Source organism: Paenibacillus sp. YIM B09110 (assembly GCF_037167145.1).
Taxonomy (GTDB): domain Bacteria; phylum Bacillota; class Bacilli; order Paenibacillales; family Paenibacillaceae; genus Pristimantibacillus.
Window position 1 is genome coordinate 424,664 of record NZ_JBANSP010000002.1, and the last position, 19,839, is coordinate 444,502.

At 51.1% G+C, this 19,839-nt stretch carries 24 protein-coding genes; 19 read left to right on the forward strand and 5 right to left on the reverse strand.

The features are described from left to right. Positions 1–40: 40 nt before the first annotated feature. The 3 genes from V8F51_RS04235 to V8F51_RS04245 are packed head-to-tail and all read left to right on the forward strand — an operon-like array spanning position 41 to position 3,762. On the forward strand, positions 41–925 hold the full coding sequence (locus V8F51_RS04235) for a carbohydrate ABC transporter permease (protein WP_337098794.1): 885 nt from the start codon (positions 41–43) through the stop codon (positions 923–925). Then, positions 922–1,749 (forward strand): carbohydrate ABC transporter permease, encoded by an 828-nt coding sequence (locus V8F51_RS04240; protein WP_337098795.1) that lies wholly within the window; start codon positions 922–924, stop codon positions 1,747–1,749. Before V8F51_RS04235 ends, V8F51_RS04240 begins: the two co-directional genes overlap by 4 nt. An 18-nt stretch (positions 1,750–1,767) precedes the next feature. Next, entirely contained in the window at positions 1,768–3,762 is a 1,995-nt protein-coding gene (locus V8F51_RS04245) for a beta-galactosidase (RefSeq protein ID WP_337098796.1), read from the forward strand. Between the two features lie 159 nt (positions 3,763–3,921). Here V8F51_RS04245 and V8F51_RS31525 read toward each other — a convergent pair whose 3' ends face one another. Continuing rightward, on the reverse strand, positions 3,922–4,116 hold the full coding sequence (locus tag V8F51_RS31525) for an aspartyl-phosphate phosphatase Spo0E family protein (protein WP_442956396.1): 195 nt from the start codon (positions 4,114–4,116) through the stop codon (positions 3,922–3,924). A gap of 530 nt (positions 4,117–4,646) precedes the next feature. On the opposite strand from V8F51_RS31525, the gene V8F51_RS04250 reads away from it, so the two are divergent. Then, positions 4,647–4,892 carry a YolD-like family protein gene (locus tag V8F51_RS04250; protein ID WP_337098797.1) on the forward strand — a complete coding sequence of 82 codons (246 nt, stop codon included), beginning with the start codon at positions 4,647–4,649 and terminating at the stop codon, positions 4,890–4,892. 84 nt (positions 4,893–4,976) lie between these two features. Continuing rightward, the gene (locus tag V8F51_RS04255) at positions 4,977–5,630 is read left to right on the forward strand and encodes a hypothetical protein (RefSeq protein ID WP_337098798.1); all 654 of its coding nucleotides are present in this window, start codon (positions 4,977–4,979) and stop codon (positions 5,628–5,630) included. Positions 5,631–5,660: 30 nt separating this feature from the next. On the opposite strand, the gene V8F51_RS04260 is transcribed toward V8F51_RS04255, so the two are convergent. Next, positions 5,661–5,819 carry an asparagine synthase gene (locus V8F51_RS04260; RefSeq protein WP_337098799.1) on the reverse strand — a complete coding sequence of 53 codons (159 nt, stop codon included), beginning with the start codon at positions 5,817–5,819 and terminating at the stop codon, positions 5,661–5,663. Between the two features lie 517 nt (positions 5,820–6,336). Then, positions 6,337–6,513, reverse strand: a complete 177-nt coding sequence (locus V8F51_RS04265; protein ID WP_337098800.1) for a YjfB family protein — start codon at positions 6,511–6,513, stop codon at positions 6,337–6,339. A gap of 190 nt (positions 6,514–6,703) precedes the next feature. On the opposite strand from V8F51_RS04265, the gene V8F51_RS04270 reads away from it, so the two are divergent. From V8F51_RS04270 to coaD, 3 genes are all read left to right on the forward strand, one after another. Further along, the gene (locus tag V8F51_RS04270; RefSeq protein ID WP_337098801.1) at positions 6,704–6,829 is read left to right on the forward strand and encodes a hypothetical protein; all 126 of its coding nucleotides are present in this window, start codon (positions 6,704–6,706) and stop codon (positions 6,827–6,829) included. A gap of 129 nt (positions 6,830–6,958) precedes the next feature. After that, positions 6,959–7,555: a 16S rRNA (guanine(966)-N(2))-methyltransferase RsmD gene (gene rsmD / locus V8F51_RS04275; protein WP_337098802.1), complete on the forward strand. Its 597-nt coding sequence runs from the start codon at positions 6,959–6,961 to the stop codon at positions 7,553–7,555. Next, positions 7,542–8,051 carry a pantetheine-phosphate adenylyltransferase gene (gene coaD, locus V8F51_RS04280; RefSeq protein ID WP_337098803.1) on the forward strand — a complete coding sequence of 170 codons (510 nt, stop codon included), beginning with the start codon at positions 7,542–7,544 and terminating at the stop codon, positions 8,049–8,051. The genes rsmD and coaD overlap by 14 nt, the downstream gene beginning before the upstream one ends. 6 nt (positions 8,052–8,057) lie before the next feature. Here coaD and V8F51_RS04285 read toward each other — a convergent pair whose 3' ends face one another. Continuing rightward, positions 8,058–9,293 carry a nucleoside recognition domain-containing protein gene (locus V8F51_RS04285; protein WP_337098804.1) on the reverse strand — a complete coding sequence of 412 codons (1,236 nt, stop codon included), beginning with the start codon at positions 9,291–9,293 and terminating at the stop codon, positions 8,058–8,060. Between the two features lie 157 nt (positions 9,294–9,450). On the opposite strand from V8F51_RS04285, the gene V8F51_RS04290 reads away from it, so the two are divergent. Beyond that, positions 9,451–10,512 carry a S16 family serine protease gene (locus tag V8F51_RS04290; protein ID WP_337098805.1) on the forward strand — a complete coding sequence of 354 codons (1,062 nt, stop codon included), beginning with the start codon at positions 9,451–9,453 and terminating at the stop codon, positions 10,510–10,512. 24 nt (positions 10,513–10,536) lie between these two features. Here V8F51_RS04290 and V8F51_RS04295 read toward each other — a convergent pair whose 3' ends face one another. Then, on the reverse strand, positions 10,537–11,781 hold the full coding sequence (locus V8F51_RS04295) for a nucleotidyltransferase (protein WP_337098806.1): 1,245 nt from the start codon (positions 11,779–11,781) through the stop codon (positions 10,537–10,539). A gap of 183 nt (positions 11,782–11,964) precedes the next feature. Here V8F51_RS04295 and V8F51_RS04300 point away from each other — a divergent pair, with 183 nt between their 5' ends. The 10 genes from V8F51_RS04300 to rnc all read left to right on the forward strand — a co-directional run bounded on the left by V8F51_RS04300 (position 11,965) and on the right by rnc (position 19,793). Further along, complete coding sequence (locus V8F51_RS04300; protein ID WP_337098807.1) at positions 11,965–12,453, forward strand: YceD family protein; 489 nt, start codon at positions 11,965–11,967, stop codon at positions 12,451–12,453. Positions 12,454–12,487: 34 nt separating this feature from the next. After that, entirely contained in the window at positions 12,488–12,661 is a 174-nt protein-coding gene (gene rpmF, locus V8F51_RS04305; RefSeq protein ID WP_116043433.1) for a 50S ribosomal protein L32, read from the forward strand. A gap of 237 nt (positions 12,662–12,898) precedes the next feature. Continuing rightward, positions 12,899–13,495: a transcription factor FapR gene (fapR, locus tag V8F51_RS04310; protein WP_337098808.1), complete on the forward strand. Its 597-nt coding sequence runs from the start codon at positions 12,899–12,901 to the stop codon at positions 13,493–13,495. Further along, positions 13,479–14,468 (forward strand): phosphate acyltransferase PlsX, encoded by a 990-nt coding sequence (gene plsX / locus V8F51_RS04315; RefSeq protein WP_337098809.1) that lies wholly within the window; start codon positions 13,479–13,481, stop codon positions 14,466–14,468. Before fapR ends, plsX begins: the two co-directional genes overlap by 17 nt. Positions 14,469–14,477: 9 nt before the next feature. Next, positions 14,478–15,464 (forward strand): beta-ketoacyl-ACP synthase III, encoded by a 987-nt coding sequence (locus V8F51_RS04320; RefSeq protein ID WP_337098810.1) that lies wholly within the window; start codon positions 14,478–14,480, stop codon positions 15,462–15,464. Between the two features lie 133 nt (positions 15,465–15,597). Then, positions 15,598–16,527 carry an ACP S-malonyltransferase gene (gene fabD / locus V8F51_RS04325; protein ID WP_337098811.1) on the forward strand — a complete coding sequence of 310 codons (930 nt, stop codon included), beginning with the start codon at positions 15,598–15,600 and terminating at the stop codon, positions 16,525–16,527. Positions 16,528–16,549: 22 nt separating this feature from the next. After that, positions 16,550–17,299: a 3-oxoacyl-[acyl-carrier-protein] reductase gene (gene fabG / locus V8F51_RS04330; protein WP_337098812.1), complete on the forward strand. Its 750-nt coding sequence runs from the start codon at positions 16,550–16,552 to the stop codon at positions 17,297–17,299. A gap of 139 nt (positions 17,300–17,438) precedes the next feature. Continuing rightward, positions 17,439–17,672, forward strand: a complete 234-nt coding sequence (locus V8F51_RS04335) for an acyl carrier protein (protein WP_053375686.1) — start codon at positions 17,439–17,441, stop codon at positions 17,670–17,672. A 182-nt stretch (positions 17,673–17,854) separates the two neighbouring features. Further along, the gene (gene fabF / locus V8F51_RS04340) at positions 17,855–19,096 is read left to right on the forward strand and encodes a beta-ketoacyl-ACP synthase II (RefSeq protein ID WP_337098813.1); all 1,242 of its coding nucleotides are present in this window, start codon (positions 17,855–17,857) and stop codon (positions 19,094–19,096) included. Next, positions 19,086–19,793, forward strand: coding sequence for a ribonuclease III (rnc, locus tag V8F51_RS04345; RefSeq protein ID WP_337098814.1), 708 nt, complete (start codon positions 19,086–19,088; stop codon positions 19,791–19,793). The genes fabF and rnc overlap by 11 nt, the downstream gene beginning before the upstream one ends. The last annotated feature ends 46 nt before the right edge of the window (positions 19,794–19,839 follow it).

The window sequence follows — 19,839 nt, forward strand, 5'->3', positions numbered from 1 at the left end:
GGGTACGCTGTCAGATTATCATAGGGAGGGGGCGTAACCGATGCTCGCGAAAGGCTTTCGAAAATATGCAACATTTCTATCATTTATTGCGCCAGCATTTGTTTTATATGCCGCTTTTCTATTAATCCCGACAATTGGCGGGATGTTCTACAGCTTTACCGACTGGAACGGGCTGAATACGGACTACGATTTTATTGGACTTGGAAATTTCGTGGAAGCGCTTAAAGAAGACCCCGATTTTATAAACTCGCTGCTCTTCACGCTTAAATATGTAGTGTTTATGGTCGTTCTGCAAAATGTGTTCGCTCTTGGACTCGCCGTTCTCATCGAGACGCGGACGCGCAGCAAAGGTTTCTTCCGTACCATCTTCTTTATGCCGAATATGATCAGCATGATCATCAGCGCGTTTATGTGGACGTTTGTGTTCGCGCAGGTGCTGCCGCAATTGGCAGAGAAAACGGGCATTGCCTTCTTCGGCCAAGCCTGGATCGGCAATCCGGACGTATCCTTCTTCTCCATACTTATCGTATCCTTGTGGAACGGCGTAGGCTATATGATGATTATTTATTTGGCAGGTTTGCAGGGCGTACCGCAAAGCTTGAAGGAAGCTGCCGTCATTGACGGCGCAACGCCGTTCCAGACGTTCCGCAACGTTACTTTGCCGATGATTACGCATGCCGTTACGATTTGCTTCTTCCTGACGCTTAATGGCGCGTTCAAAGTGTTCGAGGCGGTATACGGTCTCACTGGCGGCGGCCCGGGCCGCAGCACGCAGGTTATTACGATGAATATTTACGAGGAGGCGTTCTCAAACAATTTCCGTTACGGTTATGCAAGCGCCAAATCCGTTATTTTGTTTATTATCATTCTGATTTTCACGTTCATTCAAATTCAGGTTATGAAAAAACGGGAGGTGGAGGCATGAGACAGAAAAAATCGACATCGCTGTTCATCGGCATTCTGCTCACAATCGGCGCAGCTATCTCCTTCTTCCCTATTTATTTGGCCGTTATCAACTCATTCAAGACGCAGGGAGATATGTTCCGTTCGTTTATTTCACTGCCGACCAGCATGAGCTTCGATAACTATGTGCAAGCTTTTGATAAGTTGAATCTGCTTGGAAGCACATTAAATTCAGTCGTGATATCGGTATTGGGCATTGGCGGCATCGTGTTATGCGCATCGCTTGCCGGCTACAAGCTGTCGCGAACGAGCGGGAAGCTTAGCCAATTTATATTCTTTCTGTTCATCGCGTCCATGCTTGTGCCGTTCCATTCGATTATGATTCCGCTCACCAGAATTGCCAAAGCGTTGAACGTGCAAGGCAGCACCTACGGTCTAGCGGTTGTTTATATCGGACTTGGCGTAAATATGGCGATCTTCCTGTACCATGGGTTCGTGAAGTCGATACCCCGCGAGCTGGAGGAAGCAGCGCAAATTGACGGCTGCAACGAATACCAGACGTTTTTCAAAATTATTTTCCCGCTGCTTGTGCCGATTACGGTTACAATCGCCATTCTCGATTTTCTCTGGATCTGGAATGACTTCCTGCTGCCGCTGCTGATGCTGACGGACTCGGCGGACTTTACGCTTATTTTATCCACGAATACGCTGTTCGGCGAATACAACAAAGATTGGTCGCTGATTTTGTCCGCCCTCGTGCTGACGGCTATTCCAGTCATTATCATCTATGCGTTTTTCCAGCGCTTTATTATGCATGGTATTGCAGAGGGCGCGGTCAAAGGCTAATCGAAGGAGCGAATCGAATTGAAGCAAATATTGTACGGCGTGGCTTACTATGATGAATATATGCCTTATGAAAGGCTCGCTGAGGATATTCGGATGATGAAGGAGGCGGGCATTAACGTCGTTCGCATCGCGGAGTCCACCTGGAGCACTCATGAACCTCAAAACGGGGTATTCGATTTCCGCTCGGTTGACCGCGTGCTCGATGCGATGCATGAAGCTGGCATTCATGTAATCGTGGGCACGCCGACCTACGCGGTGCCAACCTGGATGGTTAAGGAGCATCCCGAGGTGCTGGCCGAAACGCCGCGCGGACCAGGCAAATATGGCGCCCGCCAAATTATGGACATCACGAATCCAACCTATTTGTTTTTTGCGGAACGTATTATTCGCAAGCTCATTTCACGCGTTGCCGCCCATCCCGCTGTAATCGGTTATCAGACGGACAATGAAACAAAGCATTACGATACGGCAGGACCGAATGTCCAGCTTCGGTTCGTGAAATACATGCGTGATACTTACGGCGATCTCGATGTCATCAACAAACGCTTCGGACTAGACTATTGGAGCAATCGAATTAACAGCTGGGAGGACTTTCCTTCTATGGTTGGCACGATTAACGGCAGTCTGGGCGCAGAATTCGCCAAGTTCCAGCGTTTGCTCGTTAACGAGTTTCTGGCTTGGCAGGTATCGATAGTGAATGAATACAAGCAGCCGCTACAATTCGTTACGCAAAATTTCGATTTTGAATGGCGTGGCCATTCGTATGGCATACAGCCGTCGGTGGACCATTTTGCAGCTGCGGCTCCGTTCGATATCGCAGGCGTGGATATTTATCATCCATCGCAGGATGAGTTGACGGGAATTGAAATTGCCTTCGGCGGGGATATGGCACGTTCACTCAAGCGCGACAACTATCTAGTACTGGAGACGCAAGCGCAAGCATTCCCTAACTGGACGCCTTATCCAGGTCAACTTCGCCAGCTGGCGTTCAGCCATTTGGCATCGGGAGCGAATATGGTTGCTTATTGGCACTGGCATTCCATTCACAATTCTATCGAGACGTACTGGAAGGGCTTGCTCAGCCATGATCTTGGTCCTAATCCGGTATACAATGAGGCGAAGTCGGTAGGTGCCGACTTCCAGCGGCTAAGCGCTGAGCTTGTGAATTTGCGCAAAATGAACAAAGTGGCGATACTGGTCAGCAATGAAGCGCTAACGGCAATGGAATGGTTTAAGCTGCCTGACGGCAAGCTCTACAACGATGTGGTGCGCGCGCTCTATGACGAGCTGTACAAGCTCAATGTGGAATGTGATTTTATTTCGCCTTCCAGCGTGGAGCTTGACCGTTACAAGCTGATAATTGTGCCTGCCTTGTATGCGGCACCGGATGATTGCTTGAGGCGGCTGAACGACTATGTCCAAGGAGGAGGTCATGTCGTCTTTACATTCAAAAGCGGCTTTGCCGATGAAACCGTCAAAGTACGCCAGACGCAGCAGCCAGGCATCATTCAGGAGGCCTGCGGCGTCACTTACAATATGTTCATCGCACCGGTTCAGGTGGGATTGCGCGGTCCGATGGTACCCGAAGGCGAATCGACATCCGTCGAGTCGTGGATGGAGCTTCTGACACCGGGATCGGCGGAGGTGCTTGCTTGGTATGACCATAAGCAGTGGGGAGAATATGCGGCTATAACGCGCAATCGATACGGCTCAGGCACTGCGACCTATATCGGATGTTTGCCTAGCGCTGCGATTATTCGCGAGGTGCTGTCAGGAGCCGTAAAGGAGGCGGGAGTTTGGGAGGCTGCACAGGAGCTGTCTTTCCCCGTCATTATCCGTTCGGGCATCAATGAAGCCGAAAAGCAAATTCGCTATTACTTCAACTATTCAGGCGACGAGACGTCCATTCGTTATTCGTATGCAGACGGAGTAGAGCTGCTGTCGGGTAACGTCGTCATAGCCGGCGATACCGTTAGAATCTCAGCATGGGGCGTTGCCATCATCAAAGCATAGTCAAAGCTCGGAATTAAGAAAAGCATCTTCGGTCAGCGGAAAGCCGCTTAGGAAGATGCTTATTTCTGTTCGCCGATAAGGATAGCTGGATGTGGACGATGAAAGGGCAAAATAAAACCCGGCCGAGGGGCCGGGGAAGTAAAGGAAAGTAAATAGGCTTTAGTAACATAATGTATCGCGATTATCTGTTTTTTGAATCCTGGAGCTGCAATTCGTGTACTCCATCAGCTTTTTGTCGAGCTCCTGACTTATCTGTATAACAACTCTGTCCGAAAAGCTATTGGATACTCCAAACACACGAACCATCTCTGTTCTCAACGCCTCAATCTGTTGTTGACAAACACAGTTATGCATTTAAAGTGTCCTCCTACGTAAGGTCCAAGATGTAACTGTTAAGCTAAAGCATACATCATTTTACTGTAAATTCCCTTCTTTTACAATTGGGTTATGCCAAAAAGGGACAGGAGTACGAAAAAATTGGACGTAAAAGTGTAGAGGACCCACATCGCTGTGGGTCTGTCCTAGCTCGTCATCAACTGTGGGGTTGATAGGACTAGTATACGGATCTAATCTTAACGCTTCCTTAAAAATAATTGTCGATGTGTTGAACTATTCTCATAATTATTGGAGGCAAGTCCAGGGTGATGTCATGAAATTGTGTCATTTTTGTTACCACATAAGAATTTATAAGTTTCCGAGCATTGCGGAAGAACAAATTCTTATTGGCGATAAAACCTTCCTCTGAACGCGGTCGCTCATCTTCGAATAGCCTCGATAGAGGTTTTCTCAAAATCGTTGTGGCAACCGGAGGCCATTCATGATAACGTTAATGTTTCTGAACGACTGATTATAAGCGGGTTATTGAATAGAGGGAGGGCAATGGAATGGCATCAAAAGGACCGAAACGGCCGACGCGGGACGAGTTCCAAATGGAGGAGCTTGGAGAGCGCTTGGTCGAAGCGCAGCGGGAAGAAATTGAGCTTCTGTTCACCGTCTGGAATTGGAACGAGCAGCCTCGCGGCATTATCGTGAAGATGGACCCTAGGACGAAGCTCGTACATGTCGAGTACGAAGGCGAACTGATGAAAATCCCTTTTATGGATATTATGCAGGTGGAGAACCCGTATTAAGCTGCTAATTGGTGGCTTGGGCTGAAACATTGTGGGCAAAATTCCCGTTTATTGGTTAACCGACTTTTGATGGAGGAAATGCCAATGATGAAGCAGCTCGTATTGATGTTCTTGGTTGCAGCCATGTTGAGTGCGTGCGGGCAAGTTCAATCGAATACAGAAGAAAAACCCGTGATTGCCGATAGTGCCGAGTTCGCCGATGCTCCTCGGGCTGTCGGACAAGGGGAATATGGAGAGCTGCATGTGTTGCCGTTGACGGAAGACGGCGGAGTAACGGAATCACTGGGAGCACCGTCATGTCTAGGAGAAGAGACGGATTACATATCATCCGGCGACTATGATGTCGTGTTCAAGCGAACGGACGGAACAGAGGCAAGTGTCGGCAACTTAGTTGAGACGCAGATCGTCTCGGAAGGCGGATCCGACGAACCTCGCACATTGGGCAGATTGGTGTCCGAAGGCGTGGAATTGTATTATTTTCAACCTATCCAGAACAAATGCCGCGCGGATGCAGTTTATGTATATGTAGTGAGTGAAGAAGATGCGTATCAAGCAAGCTTCGAGGTAGAAGGGCAGTTATTAGATCAGTTTAGCCTAGCTCCCGAGAGTGAGCCCTATATAGAAGCGGGGCAGCTTGTGCTGGAGTCGACAGAGGATGAGCAGCAAGGCTATACCTATATGTTCAAGCTGGAAGACAAGAAGCTGAGGCTTGTGAAAAAGGAGGAGAGGGGCGATTAAGCCGCTCTCCTTTTGTATGCTTTGCCAAACTTAACGATGCTCGACTAAATCGATCGCCCCAAGAATGACATGGGCAAGACCGAAGCCGAGAACACCCGTACCTATAAGCTTATACTTGCTCTTCAGCAGTGTAGCGCCAGAAGCTGTAACCACGGTTCCAAGAACGGCAGGTATCAATCCTTCACGCATCATCCAACACTCCCTATGGTTTGTTTGGCAAGCAGTGTTAGTTTGCTACGGGAGCGGGGTTAGCATACTTGGCTAGTTGCAGTAACTTTCTGCATCTTATCTCGCCTTTACTAGCTATATTGGATATTGGCATGAACTTTTCCCTCTTGCCCATAAAAGAGCTGTTTTCGAACAAAGTTATTGCAGAAATGAAAAAGGCGCCCTCTTTCGAGAGCGCTCTTTTTTCGTTGGAGAGTCTGCTGATCTTTCAGCTACTAACGGCTTTAGGCTCATTCATAAACCATGAAATATAAGTACATCGTTGGCATACAAGAATGGTTGCATTTTTATTTGCCCAATCGACGCCGAAAAATGTAGCGCCTCTTGAATTGAGTTGACGATAATCTTTGTTAAAGGCGTCATTTTGACAACAGGGGCAACGCAGCATAACACCGCCTGCAGAATAATTCACATCATCAAATCCTTTCTCAATGTTCTAGTTGAAATCGGATAATTAATAATGGATAGTACGAAAATCCTATACGCTTATGTCTAGATTTCCGCCTAAGTTTGGTTGCACGCTAAGTTCCATCATTTTCACCAACTGCTGAACTTGATCGGTAGATTGCTCAGTAGCCATTTTAAGAACGCTGATTCCAACAGCTTGAGATAGATTGCTCTGGGCTAGGGATACGGATAACGCCGCGATGTCCATTTGCTGCCTCCTTCATTATGATACTTCACATTATTTATCGGAAGTTGCAGGTGCAATTCTTAACTTCGTTTGGGATTGAAAGTAAAGGATTACAATGAAGCGTCTTAAATGCGGGCGGAAGAAGTGCAGGTTGACCGTATAAAAAGAATTGCACAAAAAAATCGGGCATCCCTTTCAGGATGCCCTTTTCATGGGAGAGGAGAAACCGGACGAAGAGCTTATGGGGAAACGTAAGTCTTCTCCGCGGTTGTCTACGGCATCTTGCGACGCCGATGACATTATCTTGTCCGCTTTGTGGGGGAATATACCTAATTAGGACAAAAAAGTTGAGCGAAGCTTGTAGATAGTCCCAAAATCGCTCATTAGCCTGACATTCAACAGCTTTATCTACAAAGGGAATGTATGGTACGATAGGCGGGAATGAGACAGAAGGGGGCAATTGCAAGTGAGAGTCATTGCGGGCGAGGCTAGAGGCCGCACGCTGAAAGCGGTGCCCGGCGTGAATACGAGGCCGACGACCGACAAGGTGAAGGAAGCGATATTCAGCATGATCGGTCCTTATTTCGACGGAGGAGCAGCGCTTGACCTGTTCGCCGGTACGGGAGGACTTGGGATCGAGGCGTGGAGCAGAGGCGCGGAACGTGTCATCTTCATTGACCGGGAAAAAATCAGCATCGATATTATCCGTCAGAACATACAGACAGCCGGCATGGGCAGCGCAGCGGAAATATACCGCAACGACGCGGAGCGCGCGTTGAAAGCGCTCGCCAAGCGGGAGCTGAAGTTCGATCTTGTTTTTCTTGATCCGCCATACAAGCTAACGACGATGGACGAGCTTATGGGAGAGCTGGCAGCGAAAGGCATGCTTGAAGAGGCGGCGGTTATTGTCGTTGAGCATGATTCGTCGGTACGGTACCCGGAAGCGATGGAACATTTTGACCAAATCAAATACGCCAAATACGGAGATACTGCCGTGTCCATATACAAATACTACAGCCAGGTCAGCCATGACGACAGGAGTGAGACCGATGTTAACGATTAACACAGGCAACGAGAGAGTGGCGGTATACCCAGGCAGCTTCGATCCGGTTACGTACGGGCATCTAGACATAATCCGAAGATCCGCCAAGCTTTATGATCGCTTAATTGTAGCGGTACTGAACAATACGAGCAAAAACCCGCTGTTTACAGTAGATGAGCGAAAACAGCTGCTAGCGGAGGTTACACAGGATCTGCCTAACGTTGAGATTGACAGCTTCCGCGATCTTCTCGTTCGATATATGAAGTCAAGACAGGCGAATGTCATTATTCGCGGCATCCGGTCGGTAACGGACTTCGAGTACGAGCTGCAGCTTGCTTCCACGAATCATTTGCTTGATGGCGAGATCGATACGGTATTCATGATGACGAATCCGAAGTATTCGTACTTGAGCTCCAGCATTGTGAAAGAAATCGCGCAATTCGACGGCGAAGTGAAGGAGCTAGTGCCTCCTGCGGTTGAACGTGAATTAAGGAAGAAGTATAACGCCCGCAAATAAGCGGTATTAGCGTCTTATACGCCGAGCACGCCAGCGAGGCGAGGCAAGGTGCAATAGCGTGAAGACTGCGAGCAGGAGCAAGCTCGCTGTGATGGAATAGGACCATAACAGAGGCATGTCACTTACGGTCATAACTGACGTACCGTCCCAGACCCCATCGGTCTGATTAGGGCTGAATACGGGGAACGTCCCAGGAGGCGTTACATAGCGCAGCAAGGCTGACATTGGATTCCATAGCAGCAGCATGAGCAAAAAAGCACCAACTGCGTGCATCATGCGGAACGCGGCGAAGGGCAGCAGCTTCAAATCGGTCCCCGCAATCGTATATCCCGTCTGCAAAATACCGCCAAGACCGCTCCAGGCCAGCACCGCTGCAATAGCCGCGGCATTCAACAGGCTTCCGCCAACAGGGCTTTCCCAGATTGCGGCCGCATAAGCGCCAATATGTCCTTCGAATAGCGCTGGCCCGATGAATGGGGCATTCAGCTTCGTTAGAATTGGCGCGAACAGCGGCTGTGCAAGCTTTGCGAGCACGGAGGCGAAGATCATGAAGCCGCCGATCATAAGCAGCTTCTGTACACTTGCGGTCACAGCGTCGCCGAGCACTTTGCCGAAGCTGCGGCCGTCTTGGTCTCTGCCAAGCTGCATAGCTGCTCCCAGCTGCCCCAATAGCCTGCTTTGCTGCACCTTATCAGGGGAAGCCGTTTCTATGGAGGGAGCAATCACATTATTTTTTGCTCCGATATTTGCAATGGACAATAGAAGGAGCAGGAAGAGAGCAGACAGCCAAACGGCTGCTGCTATCATAATGCCGACAATCGGTTTATGAAGGAAGCCTGCGCCGATAACAACGAGCATGAAAAGCGGATTAGGCATATGCGCGATGGCGAGCAGGCGTTGGCCTTGCGTTTGGTCGACTTTATTTTGTTTGCGCAGAGAGGCTGTTGCTTCCGCTCCCGCTGGATAACCGCCCATCCAGCCAAGCGCTATGGCGTGCGCCGCCTCGCCAGGCAGCTTGAACAGCTTGTTCATTGCTGGACTTAGTAGGGCGCTAGTGACATGAGCGAGCCCGAAGGCGGTCATGAGCTCGAACAGGACGAGAAAGGGCAAAATGCCGGGAAACACAATGTTCCACCAAACGGTCAGTCCTTGCAGCGACGCTTGGAAGGCGGCATCGGGCTGTATAATAATCGTACCGACAAGCAGGATGGAAATGATGGCGATCAGTATCGTTTTGGCCATTGCCGTTCAACTCCTAGGACAATCTCTTCGTATAAGTTAATTAGTACGCTTATGGCGCAGCAGATAGACCAAGCAAGGACATGGAGGAACGGCAGCACGACTAGAGAGCTGTAACCGCGAGGAAGTCAGGTACAGAGGAATAGGAGGCTTGCTTCTTGTGAATAGGCAGGTTTCGGATTTAAAACGGATTACGCTTGTTGCGGTTGCGACGGCGGCAGCCATGTGGATTCTGTTGTATGCGCCAACGCCTTATGTCGTCTATGAGCCGGGTATTGCAACACCGGTAGCTCCGATGGTGGCAGCTGAGCAGGGAGATGCCGAAGGGAATGGAAGCTTCCTGCTCACTGCGGTTAAGCTTAGCGATCCTAATTTCTTCAACGTCCTGCGTTCGGCATGGGACAAGGATGATGATATCCTCATGAAGAAGGATGTGTTCAGGGGCTATACGCAGCAGCAATATGCGGATCGGCTTTCCGTCATTATGGAGGGCTCGCAAAATAACGCAGTCGAAGCTGCCTACCATCATTTGAATTTATCCTATACGATCAAAGTACAAGCGATCATCGTATCGGATAATGCCTCCCAGGTCGAAGAGGGAAATAGCTTATTCCAGACCGGTGACAAGCTGATCGGAATGACTGGCGGTCCGCGATTTGAGAATGCAGCCGATATGCTGGACAAGCTGCGCAACGCAGAGGAAAGCAGTCCGTTAACGGTCGAAATAGAGCGCAGCGGCGCGCGCATGCAGGTACAACTGGATGCGGCTCGTCTTGGTCCAGCCTTAACGGAAGAGCAGTTGCCCGCTTTGTTCGGCGCATCCGGGTTGACGGAGCTTAGGGCGCTTGAGCCAACCGATACGCGCGACCGGCTTACGATTAAGGCGGGAGACATTGGAGGGCCGTCAGCCGGTCTCGTATTCGCTCTGCAATCGATTGATTTGCTGACTGAGGGCGATTTAACGGGAGGAAGCCGTATCGCTGCTACAGGCACGATTACGCCAGAGGGCAAGGTTGGACCGATAGGCGGTATTAAGCAGAAGGTCGTGATTACGAGCCGGGAGGGCGCGCAGCTGTTTCTCGTTCCGGAAGGCAATTATAAGGAAGCGGCAGCGAAGGCTAAGCAACTCGGCACGGCGATGAAGATTGTAGAGGTTACGGATCTTGAGGATGCGCTTGGCAAAATAAAACAGTTCAACGTTGCCGCAAGCGGCGGCCAGTAATAGAAAAAAGAAGCGCGGCATCCTTTACAGGATGACCGGCTTCTCCTTGAAATCTCTGAACAGCGCTTCAGACGGAACGGTGTCTCCGCGGCCAAGCATGTAGACGGCGCTTGCTCGGGTGTCGAGCTCTAAGTAGGGATAAGGCTCGGGCGCCCTGGCAGCGCTGAGCAGCACAGGCAGAGAAGCGGTTGTTCTCATGCGGCGCAGAAGCTGCTTGCCCTTCTCAGTGAAGCCAAGAACGCGAATGTACTGAACGCCGGAGGCTAGCTTCTCTGTTGTGAAGGACGGCTTCGCATGTCCGAGAAGCACCGACAGCAGCGCGCGTTGCAGACGTGTGCGTGTGTATCGTTTTGTTTTGAGCATGTCCAGCAGCTCTTCGAACTGCATCGAGGTCAGCTCCGGGAGCGTACGGAGCAAGCGATGCTCCATACCTTCCGATATGTCCCTCAGCTCGGCAAGTTCTCTGGCGGAGCGGGTCACGGTCTGATGCAGCAGCGGCTGCATGAAGTTGGTCCAACTGATCGGGCAATGGCCGGCCGACCATTGCTCTTCTATGATATGATAGGTCGATGATGGAACGTATGCGCGAATAGGTGCCAGATTTCGTTCCTCGAGCAGCAGCTTGCGAATAGCAGTCGCGCTGGCAATCTGACTGTCCGAGATCGTCTGCTCGTTGTATTGCGATTTCTCGCGGGCAATCGTGAACGGCTGCATTCGGCCTTCCAGACGCCGCAAGGCTAGCAAATAATGAAGACCTAGCGTATGATTAGGCTGGGCGAACGGGAATGTAGCCGTATCCGTATGACCCTGCTCCGATAAATAAGCGGCGACGGCCGCGCTGTACGCGTTAGGGTAATTCATCCCGGTATCGAGCAATTGCTTCAGCGATGCACGGAAGTCCGGCGGCTCGTCCGCAAGCAAATCGGCTGCCTGTTGTAATGGAGCAAGCTCACCGCTCTCCGTGCCGAAGCAGAAGGCGTCTACGACGCCTGTCGCCTCGAGCAGAGCAACTGCGCCGTAAGCGAACCATTCTGCGGCATGCGTGGCGTAGGCGACGGGCAGCTCGATGACGAGGTCGCAACCGCCTTCCAGCGCCATACGCGTGCGGGACCATTTATCGAGCAGCGCGGGTTCGCCGCGTTGTAAGAAATTACCGCTCATGACAGCGACTACAGTATCGGCTCCCGTTATTTTGCGCGATTGTTGTAAATGATAATGGTGACCGTTGTGAAACGGATTGTATTCGACGATGAGTCCTACCGTACGCATCCTCTAACCTCTCTCTGTTAAATCTTGGTCGCTCTATCATAACATAGAGAGGCGCGCCATACACGGCTGCATAGTGGACAAACGAAATAACCGTGTGAAAATGTTGACAAAACGGTAGGCTGATAGATATAATAATCTTTGTTTGTTTGGGGTGATCTGATGCAGTTTCATATTCAAGAAACGATGTCCAAAGGTCTAAAGTCGACGATCAATGAACAATTGGACGTCAGCGACCTATTTCAAGGACGCCAAGATGTTATTCGTACTGGACCGCTTCGCGTCTCGCTTCAAGTAACCGGCAATGAAGGCTTCATTACGGTTGATGGAGAACTTTCCATCGATCTGGAGCTGGCTTGCTCGCGTTGCCTTGATCCGACAAGTGAGCATACAGTCATTCCATTCTTCGAACAATTCAAGCCTGCTTCGGGTGACGAAGAGAAGGATGAGGAAGATGAGAGTGACTTCATCGAAGTAAGCGGAGAACGACTGAACCTGAAGCCTTATCTCGAAGAAGCGCTTCTGCTGTTCATGCCATTCGCGCCGCTTTGCAGCGATGATTGTAAAGGTCTATGTCAAGAATGCGGACAAAACTTAAATGAGCGCACATGCAGCTGCAAGACGGAGAAGATTGACCCTCGCTTTGCAGCGCTGAAGGATCTATTTAAGGAATAACGGCTCGATTGATTTTGTGAAGGAGGTGGGAAATATGGCAGTACCTCAACGTAGAACGTCCAAAACTCGCCGCGACAAACGTCGTACGCATTTCAAGCTCGCAATACCGGGCATGGTGAAATGTGAGCAATGCGGAGAGCTGAAATTGGCTCACCACGTATGCAAAGTTTGCGGATATTACAAAACAAAAGAGATCATTTCCCAATAAGAATGATTTCAATAATAGCACTTCATCTCGCGATGAGGTGCTATTTTTTTTCTCCGTTCATTGCGCTTGGGCCATTTTTTTTATATACTCATATTTAGTACCTGGTGATAATATCTGCTTTCATACATATACTAATCGCAAACCAAGCAAGCTATGGCGGTGCTGTGTCTGCGATCAGGTCATCTATACATGCGGTCACTATTTTTGTCAAAAAAGGCGGTGCCGGACATCGAACGAATGCCCAAACGGCAGCGGCATCAGCAGCTTGCCCGACTTATAGAAGAAAATCCTTTCATCACCGATAGGGAGCTTACCCGCCAGCTAAAAGTCAGCATTCAGACGATCCGTTTAGATCGTATGGAGCTTGGTATCCCTGAGCTGAGGGAACGATTGAAGCTGATGGCAGAACGCTCATACGATTCTGTCCGTTCGTTGCCGCTGCATGAGGTCATCGGCGACATCGTTGATTTGGAGCTCGATAAAAGCGGTATCTCGGTATTCGAGATTCGGGAAGAACATGTATTCTCCAGAACCGGCATCGCGCGCGGTCATCATGTGTTCGCACAGGCGAACTCGCTTGCGGTTGCCGTAATCAACGATGAGATTGCCCTTACTGTAACGGCGGACATTCGGTTCATACGTCCTGTTAAGCTCGGTGAGAAATGTATAGCCAAAGCTTATGTGAGATCAATCTCGGGCGAGCGGAATAAAGCGAAGGTGGAGCTGTTCACTTACGTGGCCGACGAGATGGTTTTCCAAGGGAACTTTGTTATATTCAGATCCGCGGGTGCTGCAAACAGTGAAGGAGGAGACGAACATGCGGATCGCTATTGATGCGATGGGGGGAGATCACGCCCCTGGCTTAATCGTGCAAGGCGCTTTGGAGGCTGCGGCAGAGTGGCCCGATACGGAGCTTCTGCTCGTTGGAGACACTGCCGTAATCGAGAAGCTGATTGGCGGCTCTAAGCCTGCTAATATTACAATATGTCATGCCGATGAAGTAATCGGCCCGGATGATGAGCCCGTTAAGGCGGTGCGCCGTAAGAAAGGCGCGTCGATGGTCGTAGCAGGCCAGCTCGTCCGCGAGAAACAAGCTGACGCTATGCTGTCGGCCGGCAATACCGGTGCCCTGATGGCGACGGGATTGCTCGTCGTTGGCCGAATGGACGGCATTGAGCGTCCGGCGCTCGCGCCTATGATGCCGACGATGGATAACCTAGGCGTGCTGGCGCTTGATCTGGGTGCGAACATGGATGCGAAGCCGGAGCATTTGCTGCAATATGCAATAATGGGCAGCATCTATCGCTCGAAAGTGCATGGCCTGGAGAAGCCGAGAGTAGGCTTGCTCAATGTCGGCACGGAAGCGAAGAAGGGCAATGAAGTGTCGAAGGCTGCTTATGATTTGCTTCAGCAAGCTCCGATTCATTTCATTGGCAATGTCGAGGCAAGAGATGTGCTTACGCGCAACTGCGATGTCATCGTGTGCGACGGCTTCGCGGGGAATATTATGTTAAAAGCGATGGAAGGCGCGGCTGGCGCGATTTTCACTGAGCTTAAGGGTGCATTCGGGCAAACGCTTCTGACAAAGCTTGCGGCAGCGATTATGATGCCGCGCTTGCGTCAATTGAAGAATAAGATGGATTATAAGGAGCACGGCGGGGCGCCGCTCCTCGGTTTGAACGGTCTCGTCGTGAAATGTCACGGCTCGTCCGATGTTGTCGCTGTGAAAAATGCAGTTCGGCAAGCACGCATAGCGATTCAAGGACAATTGATTGAATCGATCGCAGATGAAATCAACGGGAAATGAGTGTGTGTTATGAGTTTATATCCTGTAGGCATTATAGGAACGGGTAAATATGTTCCGGAACGAATTCTTACGAATCAAGAATTAGAACAAATGGTTGAAACGAACGACGAGTGGATCGTCACTCGCACAGGCATTAAGGAGCGCCGTCTCGCCTCCGAGGAGGAAGCGACGTCGGATCTTGCGCTGCATGCTTCAAGAAAAGCGATTGCAGCGGCAGGTCTTACGGCTGAAGACATTGATCTCATTATCGTCGCGACAATTACGCCGGATATGTTCTTCCCATCGACGGCTTGCTTGCTGCAAGATAAGCTTGGCGCGAAGAAGGCTGCCGCATTCGACTTGTCGGCTGCTTGCTCTGGCTTTATCTATGGCCTGGCTACTGCTTCAAACATGATTGCTACCGGCATGTATAAGCATGTGCTTGTGGTCGGCGCAGAGACGCTATCGCGCATTACGGACTACACGGACCGCAATACTTGCATCCTGTTCGGCGACGGTGCTGGTGCGGTTGTCCTCGGGCAAGTGGAGGAAGGACGAGGCTTCCGCTCGTTCGAGCTTGGAGCGGACGGCAGCGGCGGCGACCTGCTCAAAGTATGCGGAGGCGGCTCGCGCGTTCCTGCGTCAGAGGCGAGCATCTCGGCTAGGCAGCATTTCATTCATATGGCTGGCAACGACGTGTTCAAGTTCGCGGTGCGCATCATGGGCAGCGCGGCGGAGGATGCTTTGCAGAAGGCGGGCATGACGAAGGAAGATATTGATCTTCTTGTGCCGCATCAAGCGAATATTCGCATCATTAATTCGGCGCTTAACCGCTTGGATCTGTCCGAAGAGAAAGCAATGATCAACTTGGACAAGTACGGCAATATGTCGGCTGCTTCGATTCCGGTCGCGCTGGCAGAAGCTGTAGAGCAGGGTCGCGTGAAGCAAGGCGATTGCCTTGTGCTAGTCGGCTTCGGCGGCGGCCTGACATGGGGCGCATCGGTTCTTGTGTGGTAATATGCTTTCGAAGTAAGGTTTGCATACGCAAACTTTAAGTGGATGCTTTCGAAGTTAGGTTTGCATTCGCAAACTTTAGGTGAATGCTTTCGAAGTAAAGTTTGCATACGCAAACTTTTTAGGAGGAATTTAGTTGAGCAAAACAGCATTCGTATTTCCCGGCCAGGGCGCTCAAGCCGTTGGCATGGGCAAAGACGTGTACGACGCTTTCGATCATTCGAAGGCGATTATCGAGCAAGCGGATGAAGCATTAGGCTTCAAGCTTAGCGAGATTATTTTTGAAGGACCTGAAGAGACTTTGAAGCAGACGGCTAACACGCAGCCGGCACTTCTCGCTGTCAGCATTGCTTTGCTTGAAGCGCTCGAAGGTCGCGGCCTTAAAGCCGATTATGTTGCTGGACATAGCCTTGGCGAATATAGCGCGCTTGTCGCAGCCGGCGCCTTGTCGTTCCAAGACGCGGTTCGCACTGTTCGCGCACGCGGCTTGTTCATGGAGCAAGCGGTCCCGAATGGTCAAGGCGCGATGGCCGCTGTGCTTGGCGCTGAACGTGAAGCGCTTGCTGCACTCTGTGCCTCGGTGACGTCCGTAGGAACGGCTGTGGAGCTTGCCAATGTGAACTGCCCGGGTCAGATTGTTATCTCTGGTACGGCAGCGGGCGTCCAGGCCGTAGCGGAACGCGGTAAGGAAGCTGGCGCCAAACGTGTCATTCCTCTTGATGTCAGCGGTCCTTTCCACTCTTCGCTCATGAAGCCGGCTGCAGAGAAGCTTGGCGAAACGCTGGCAAGCGTGGAGCTGCAAGATGCTTCGATTCCAGTCGTTGCTAATGTAACGGCGCGTGAAGTGACCAGCGCAAGCGACATTCGCGGACTGTTGGTAGAGCAGGTCTACTCGCCAGTCCTTTGGGAAGACAGCGTTCGTTACTTGATCGAGCAGGGCGTTGATACGTTCGTCGAGATCGGTTCTGGAACGGTGCTTGCCGGACTGATCAAGAAGATTGACAAAAATGTTCGCATTATTTCGGTGAATAGCATCTCTGCGCTTGATGCGCTGCAACTTAATTAACGCCAAACGGAGGGGATAGTTTATGTTTGCCAGTCTGGAAGGCAAGAAAGCGCTCGTAACGGGAGCATCCCGCGGGATCGGCAGAGCGATTGCGATTGCGCTTGCTGAAGCAGGAGCGGATGTTGCGATCAATTATTCCGGCAGCGAAGCGGCAGCTGCGGAGACGGCAGCTGCCGTTGAAGCGCTCGGCAGACGCGCTGTCATCGTGAAAGCGAACGTCGGCAAAGTCGATGAATTCGATGCGATGGTGAAGGAAGTTATTGAGCAATTGGGAGCTCTTGATATTTTGGTGAATAACGCTGGCATTACAAGAGATAATCTTATTATGCGAATGAAGGAAGAAGAGTTCGATCAAGTAATCGAAACGAACCTCAAAGGCGTGTTCAACGGTATCAAAGCAGTTACCCGTTCGATGATGAAACAGCGCTCCGGCCGAATTATTAATATTTCTTCGGTTGTTGGCGTGCTTGGAAATCCCGGTCAAGCGAACTATGTTGCTGCCAAAGCAGGCGTTATCGGTCTGACGAAGGCAAGCGCGCGCGAGCTCGCTTCAAGAGGCATCACAGTCAACTGCGTGGCGCCTGGCTTCATTCAGACTGAAATGACGGACAAGCTGCCTGAGGAAATGCGCCAGTCGCTTGCTGGGCAAATCCCTCTTGCGCGTCTAGGCGACGCGTCAGATATTGCGAACGCGGTTCGCTTCCTGGCTTCGGACGCTGCTGCATATATGACAGGCCAGACCGTCCACGTTGACGGCGGCATGTACATGTAAAGCAGCCTTAATGCCGCAACCACGAAACGTTAGCCCTCGCCGCCAGAGACGGTGAAATTCGCTTCCGATTCAATTAAAACGGTTACGTATGGCATTTTATCTTTAATTCTCGTATAATACCATGGAGGAGGTGAACCGGATGTCCGAAGTAGTAGATCGTGTAAAACGTATCGTCATCGACCGCCTTGGCGTAGACGAAGCGGAAGTCACGCTGGAAGCTTCCTTTAAAGATGACCTCGGCGCTGACTCTCTTGATGTCGTTGAATTGGTCATGGAGCTGGAAGACGAGTTTGATATGGAGATCTCTGATGAAGATGCAGAGACAATCACAACGGTGGGAGAAGTTGTTAAATACATACAATCTCATACCTAAGAAGGACAAGTCCCGTTATAACAAACGGGACTTCTCTCCATCTTAACCGTTTTCAAACGACACGTGATCACAAGGCCTGAGGGCTTATTCCTAACAATTATACTTAGCGTTATAGCTTTTATATAAATATAAAGATGACGCACGCTTGGTCATCCATATTGCTGTCCGTAGAGGTGAAGCGAATGAAACAACGAGTTGTAGTTACCGGTATGGGGGTTATGACCTCATTAGGTTCTGATTTGGAACAGTTTTGGGGCAATTTGCTTGAAGGAAAGTCGGGGGTTTCCGTTGTAGAAGCATTTGATTTCTCCGAATATCCGACGCGCATTGCCGCAGAGATCAAAAACTTTAATCCTGAAGATTACGGTTTAGATAAAAAAGAAGCGCGCAGAATGGACCGTTTCGTTCAGTTCGCGGCAGTAGCCAGCCAATTGGCGGTTAAAGATGCGGACTTGAAGATCGGAGAAGGCATTGACGCAGAACGCGTAGGCGTCATGATCGGCTCGGGTATCGGCGGTCTTGGCACGTGGGAAGATCAACATAATATTTTGCTCGAGAAAGGCCCTAAGCGTGTCAGCCCGTTCTTCATTCCGATGATGATCGCGAACATGGCTTCCGGCCAAGTATCGATGCTGACGGGTGCGAAAGGTCCGAACAGCACGGCGGTTACCGCTTGTGCGACGGGCACGCATTCAATCGGCGATTCTTACAAGCTCATTCAACGCGGCGACGCTGACGTCATGATCTGCGGCGGCGCGGAAGCAACGATCCGCCCGACTGGCATGGCAGGGTTCTGCTCGATGCGCGCGATGTCGGTTCGCAACGAAGAGCCTGAGAAGGCAAGCCGACCGTTCGACGTCGATCGCGATGGTTTCGTAATGGGCGAGGGAGCAGGCGTATTGGTAGTTGAGTCGCTGGAGCATGCGCAAGCACGCGGCGCTAAGATCTATGCGGAGATTATCGGCTATGGCATGAGCGGCGACGCTCACCATATGACAGAGCCTGATCCGGATGGCGCGGCACGCTGCATGACCAAAGCGCTTAAGGATGCGGGCATAGAGCCCTCGGAGATCGATTACATCAACGCGCATGGCACATCGACGCCGGTAGGCGACCGTTCGGAGACTAAAGCGATCAAGAAGGCGCTGGGCGACCATGCCTACAAAGTAGCCGTAAGCTCGACGAAGTCGATGACAGGTCATTTGCTCGGTGCTGCCGGCGGTGTAGAGGCTGTCATCTTAGGACTTACGCTCAAGAACGGTATTATTGCGCCAACGATCAACTTGGATAACCAAGATCCGGAGTGCGATCTGGATTATGTGCCTAATAAGCCGCGCAAAGCGGATGTGAAGACGGCACTGTCGAATTCATTCGGATTCGGCGGCCATAACGCAACGATCGTGATGAAAGTTTATGAAGCGTGATTCCTTTATGGAGCTGCAGCAGAGGCTGCAGCTCCATTTTAAACGTCCGCGGCTGCTGAAACAGGCTTTCACCCATACGTCATATGTGAACGAGCACAAAGGCTCGCAGACGAAGGACAACGAGCGGCTGGAGTTTCTCGGCGACGCGGTGCTGCAACTGCTGGTGTCGGAGTATTTATTCATGACCTATCCGCAGCGGCCGGAAGGCGAGCTTACAAGGATGCGCGCATCTGTCGTCTGCGAGCCATCCCTCGCTCAATTCGCCGAACGGCTGGAGCTTGGCGCGCATGTGCTGCTCGGTCGCGGCGAGGAACAGCTGGGCGGGCGGCAGCGTCAAGCGTTGCTCGCGGACTTGTTCGAATCGTTTATAGGCGCGATATTTCTCGACGCGGGCATTGAGCAGGTACGCAGTTTCCTGCAGCAGCATATGTTTCCGTTCATCGATTCCAATGATTACGGCCTACTAGTGAAGGATGCCAAGTCCAAGCTGCAGGAACGCTCGCAGCATCATGGACTTGGGCCGGTCGAGTATCGAATCGTGGAGGAGCGCGGCCCAGCACATGACCGGGAGTTTGTTGTGGAAGTCTACCTTGGCCCAGAACGGTTCGGCATCGGCTCGGGCAGGACGAAGAAGGAAGCGGAGCAACGTGCGGCTGCTGAGGCATGGCGCAACTTATCGCAAGAGCAGCAAGCATAGAACGATAATGGAACACCCCTCGGAGGAGTTAATCGTCCGGGGGGTG

Bases quoted from the DNA above. Each gene is read 5' to 3' on its own strand.
- V8F51_RS04235 (WP_337098794.1), top strand. From the start codon at position 41: ATGCTCGCGAAAGGCTTTCGAAAATATGCAACATTTCTATCATTTATT.
- V8F51_RS04240 (WP_337098795.1), top strand. From the start codon at position 922: ATGAGACAGAAAAAATCGACATCGCTGTTCATCGGCATTCTGCTCACA.
- V8F51_RS31525 (WP_442956396.1), bottom strand. From the start codon at position 4,116: ATGCATAACTGTGTTTGTCAACAACAGATTGAGGCGTTGAGAACAGAG.
- V8F51_RS04250 (WP_337098797.1), top strand. From the start codon at position 4,647: ATGGCATCAAAAGGACCGAAACGGCCGACGCGGGACGAGTTCCAAATG.
- V8F51_RS04255 (WP_337098798.1), top strand. From the start codon at position 4,977: ATGATGAAGCAGCTCGTATTGATGTTCTTGGTTGCAGCCATGTTGAGT.
- V8F51_RS04260 (WP_337098799.1), bottom strand. From the start codon at position 5,819: ATGCGTGAAGGATTGATACCTGCCGTTCTTGGAACCGTGGTTACAGCT.
- V8F51_RS04265 (WP_337098800.1), bottom strand. From the start codon at position 6,513: ATGGACATCGCGGCGTTATCCGTATCCCTAGCCCAGAGCAATCTATCT.
- V8F51_RS04270 (WP_337098801.1), top strand. From the start codon at position 6,704: ATGGGAGAGGAGAAACCGGACGAAGAGCTTATGGGGAAACGTAAGTCT.
- coaD (WP_337098803.1), top strand. From the start codon at position 7,542: ATGTTAACGATTAACACAGGCAACGAGAGAGTGGCGGTATACCCAGGC.
- V8F51_RS04285 (WP_337098804.1), bottom strand. From the start codon at position 9,293: ATGGCCAAAACGATACTGATCGCCATCATTTCCATCCTGCTTGTCGGT.
- V8F51_RS04295 (WP_337098806.1), bottom strand. From the start codon at position 11,781: ATGCGTACGGTAGGACTCATCGTCGAATACAATCCGTTTCACAACGGT.
- V8F51_RS04300 (WP_337098807.1), top strand. From the start codon at position 11,965: ATGTCCAAAGGTCTAAAGTCGACGATCAATGAACAATTGGACGTCAGC.
- rpmF (WP_116043433.1), top strand. From the start codon at position 12,488: ATGGCAGTACCTCAACGTAGAACGTCCAAAACTCGCCGCGACAAACGT.
- fapR (WP_337098808.1), top strand. From the start codon at position 12,899: ATGCCCAAACGGCAGCGGCATCAGCAGCTTGCCCGACTTATAGAAGAA.
- plsX (WP_337098809.1), top strand. From the start codon at position 13,479: ATGCGGATCGCTATTGATGCGATGGGGGGAGATCACGCCCCTGGCTTA.
- V8F51_RS04320 (WP_337098810.1), top strand. From the start codon at position 14,478: ATGAGTTTATATCCTGTAGGCATTATAGGAACGGGTAAATATGTTCCG.
- fabG (WP_337098812.1), top strand. From the start codon at position 16,550: ATGTTTGCCAGTCTGGAAGGCAAGAAAGCGCTCGTAACGGGAGCATCC.
- V8F51_RS04335 (WP_053375686.1), top strand. From the start codon at position 17,439: ATGTCCGAAGTAGTAGATCGTGTAAAACGTATCGTCATCGACCGCCTT.
- fabF (WP_337098813.1), top strand. From the start codon at position 17,855: ATGAAACAACGAGTTGTAGTTACCGGTATGGGGGTTATGACCTCATTA.
- rnc (WP_337098814.1), top strand. From the start codon at position 19,086: ATGAAGCGTGATTCCTTTATGGAGCTGCAGCAGAGGCTGCAGCTCCAT.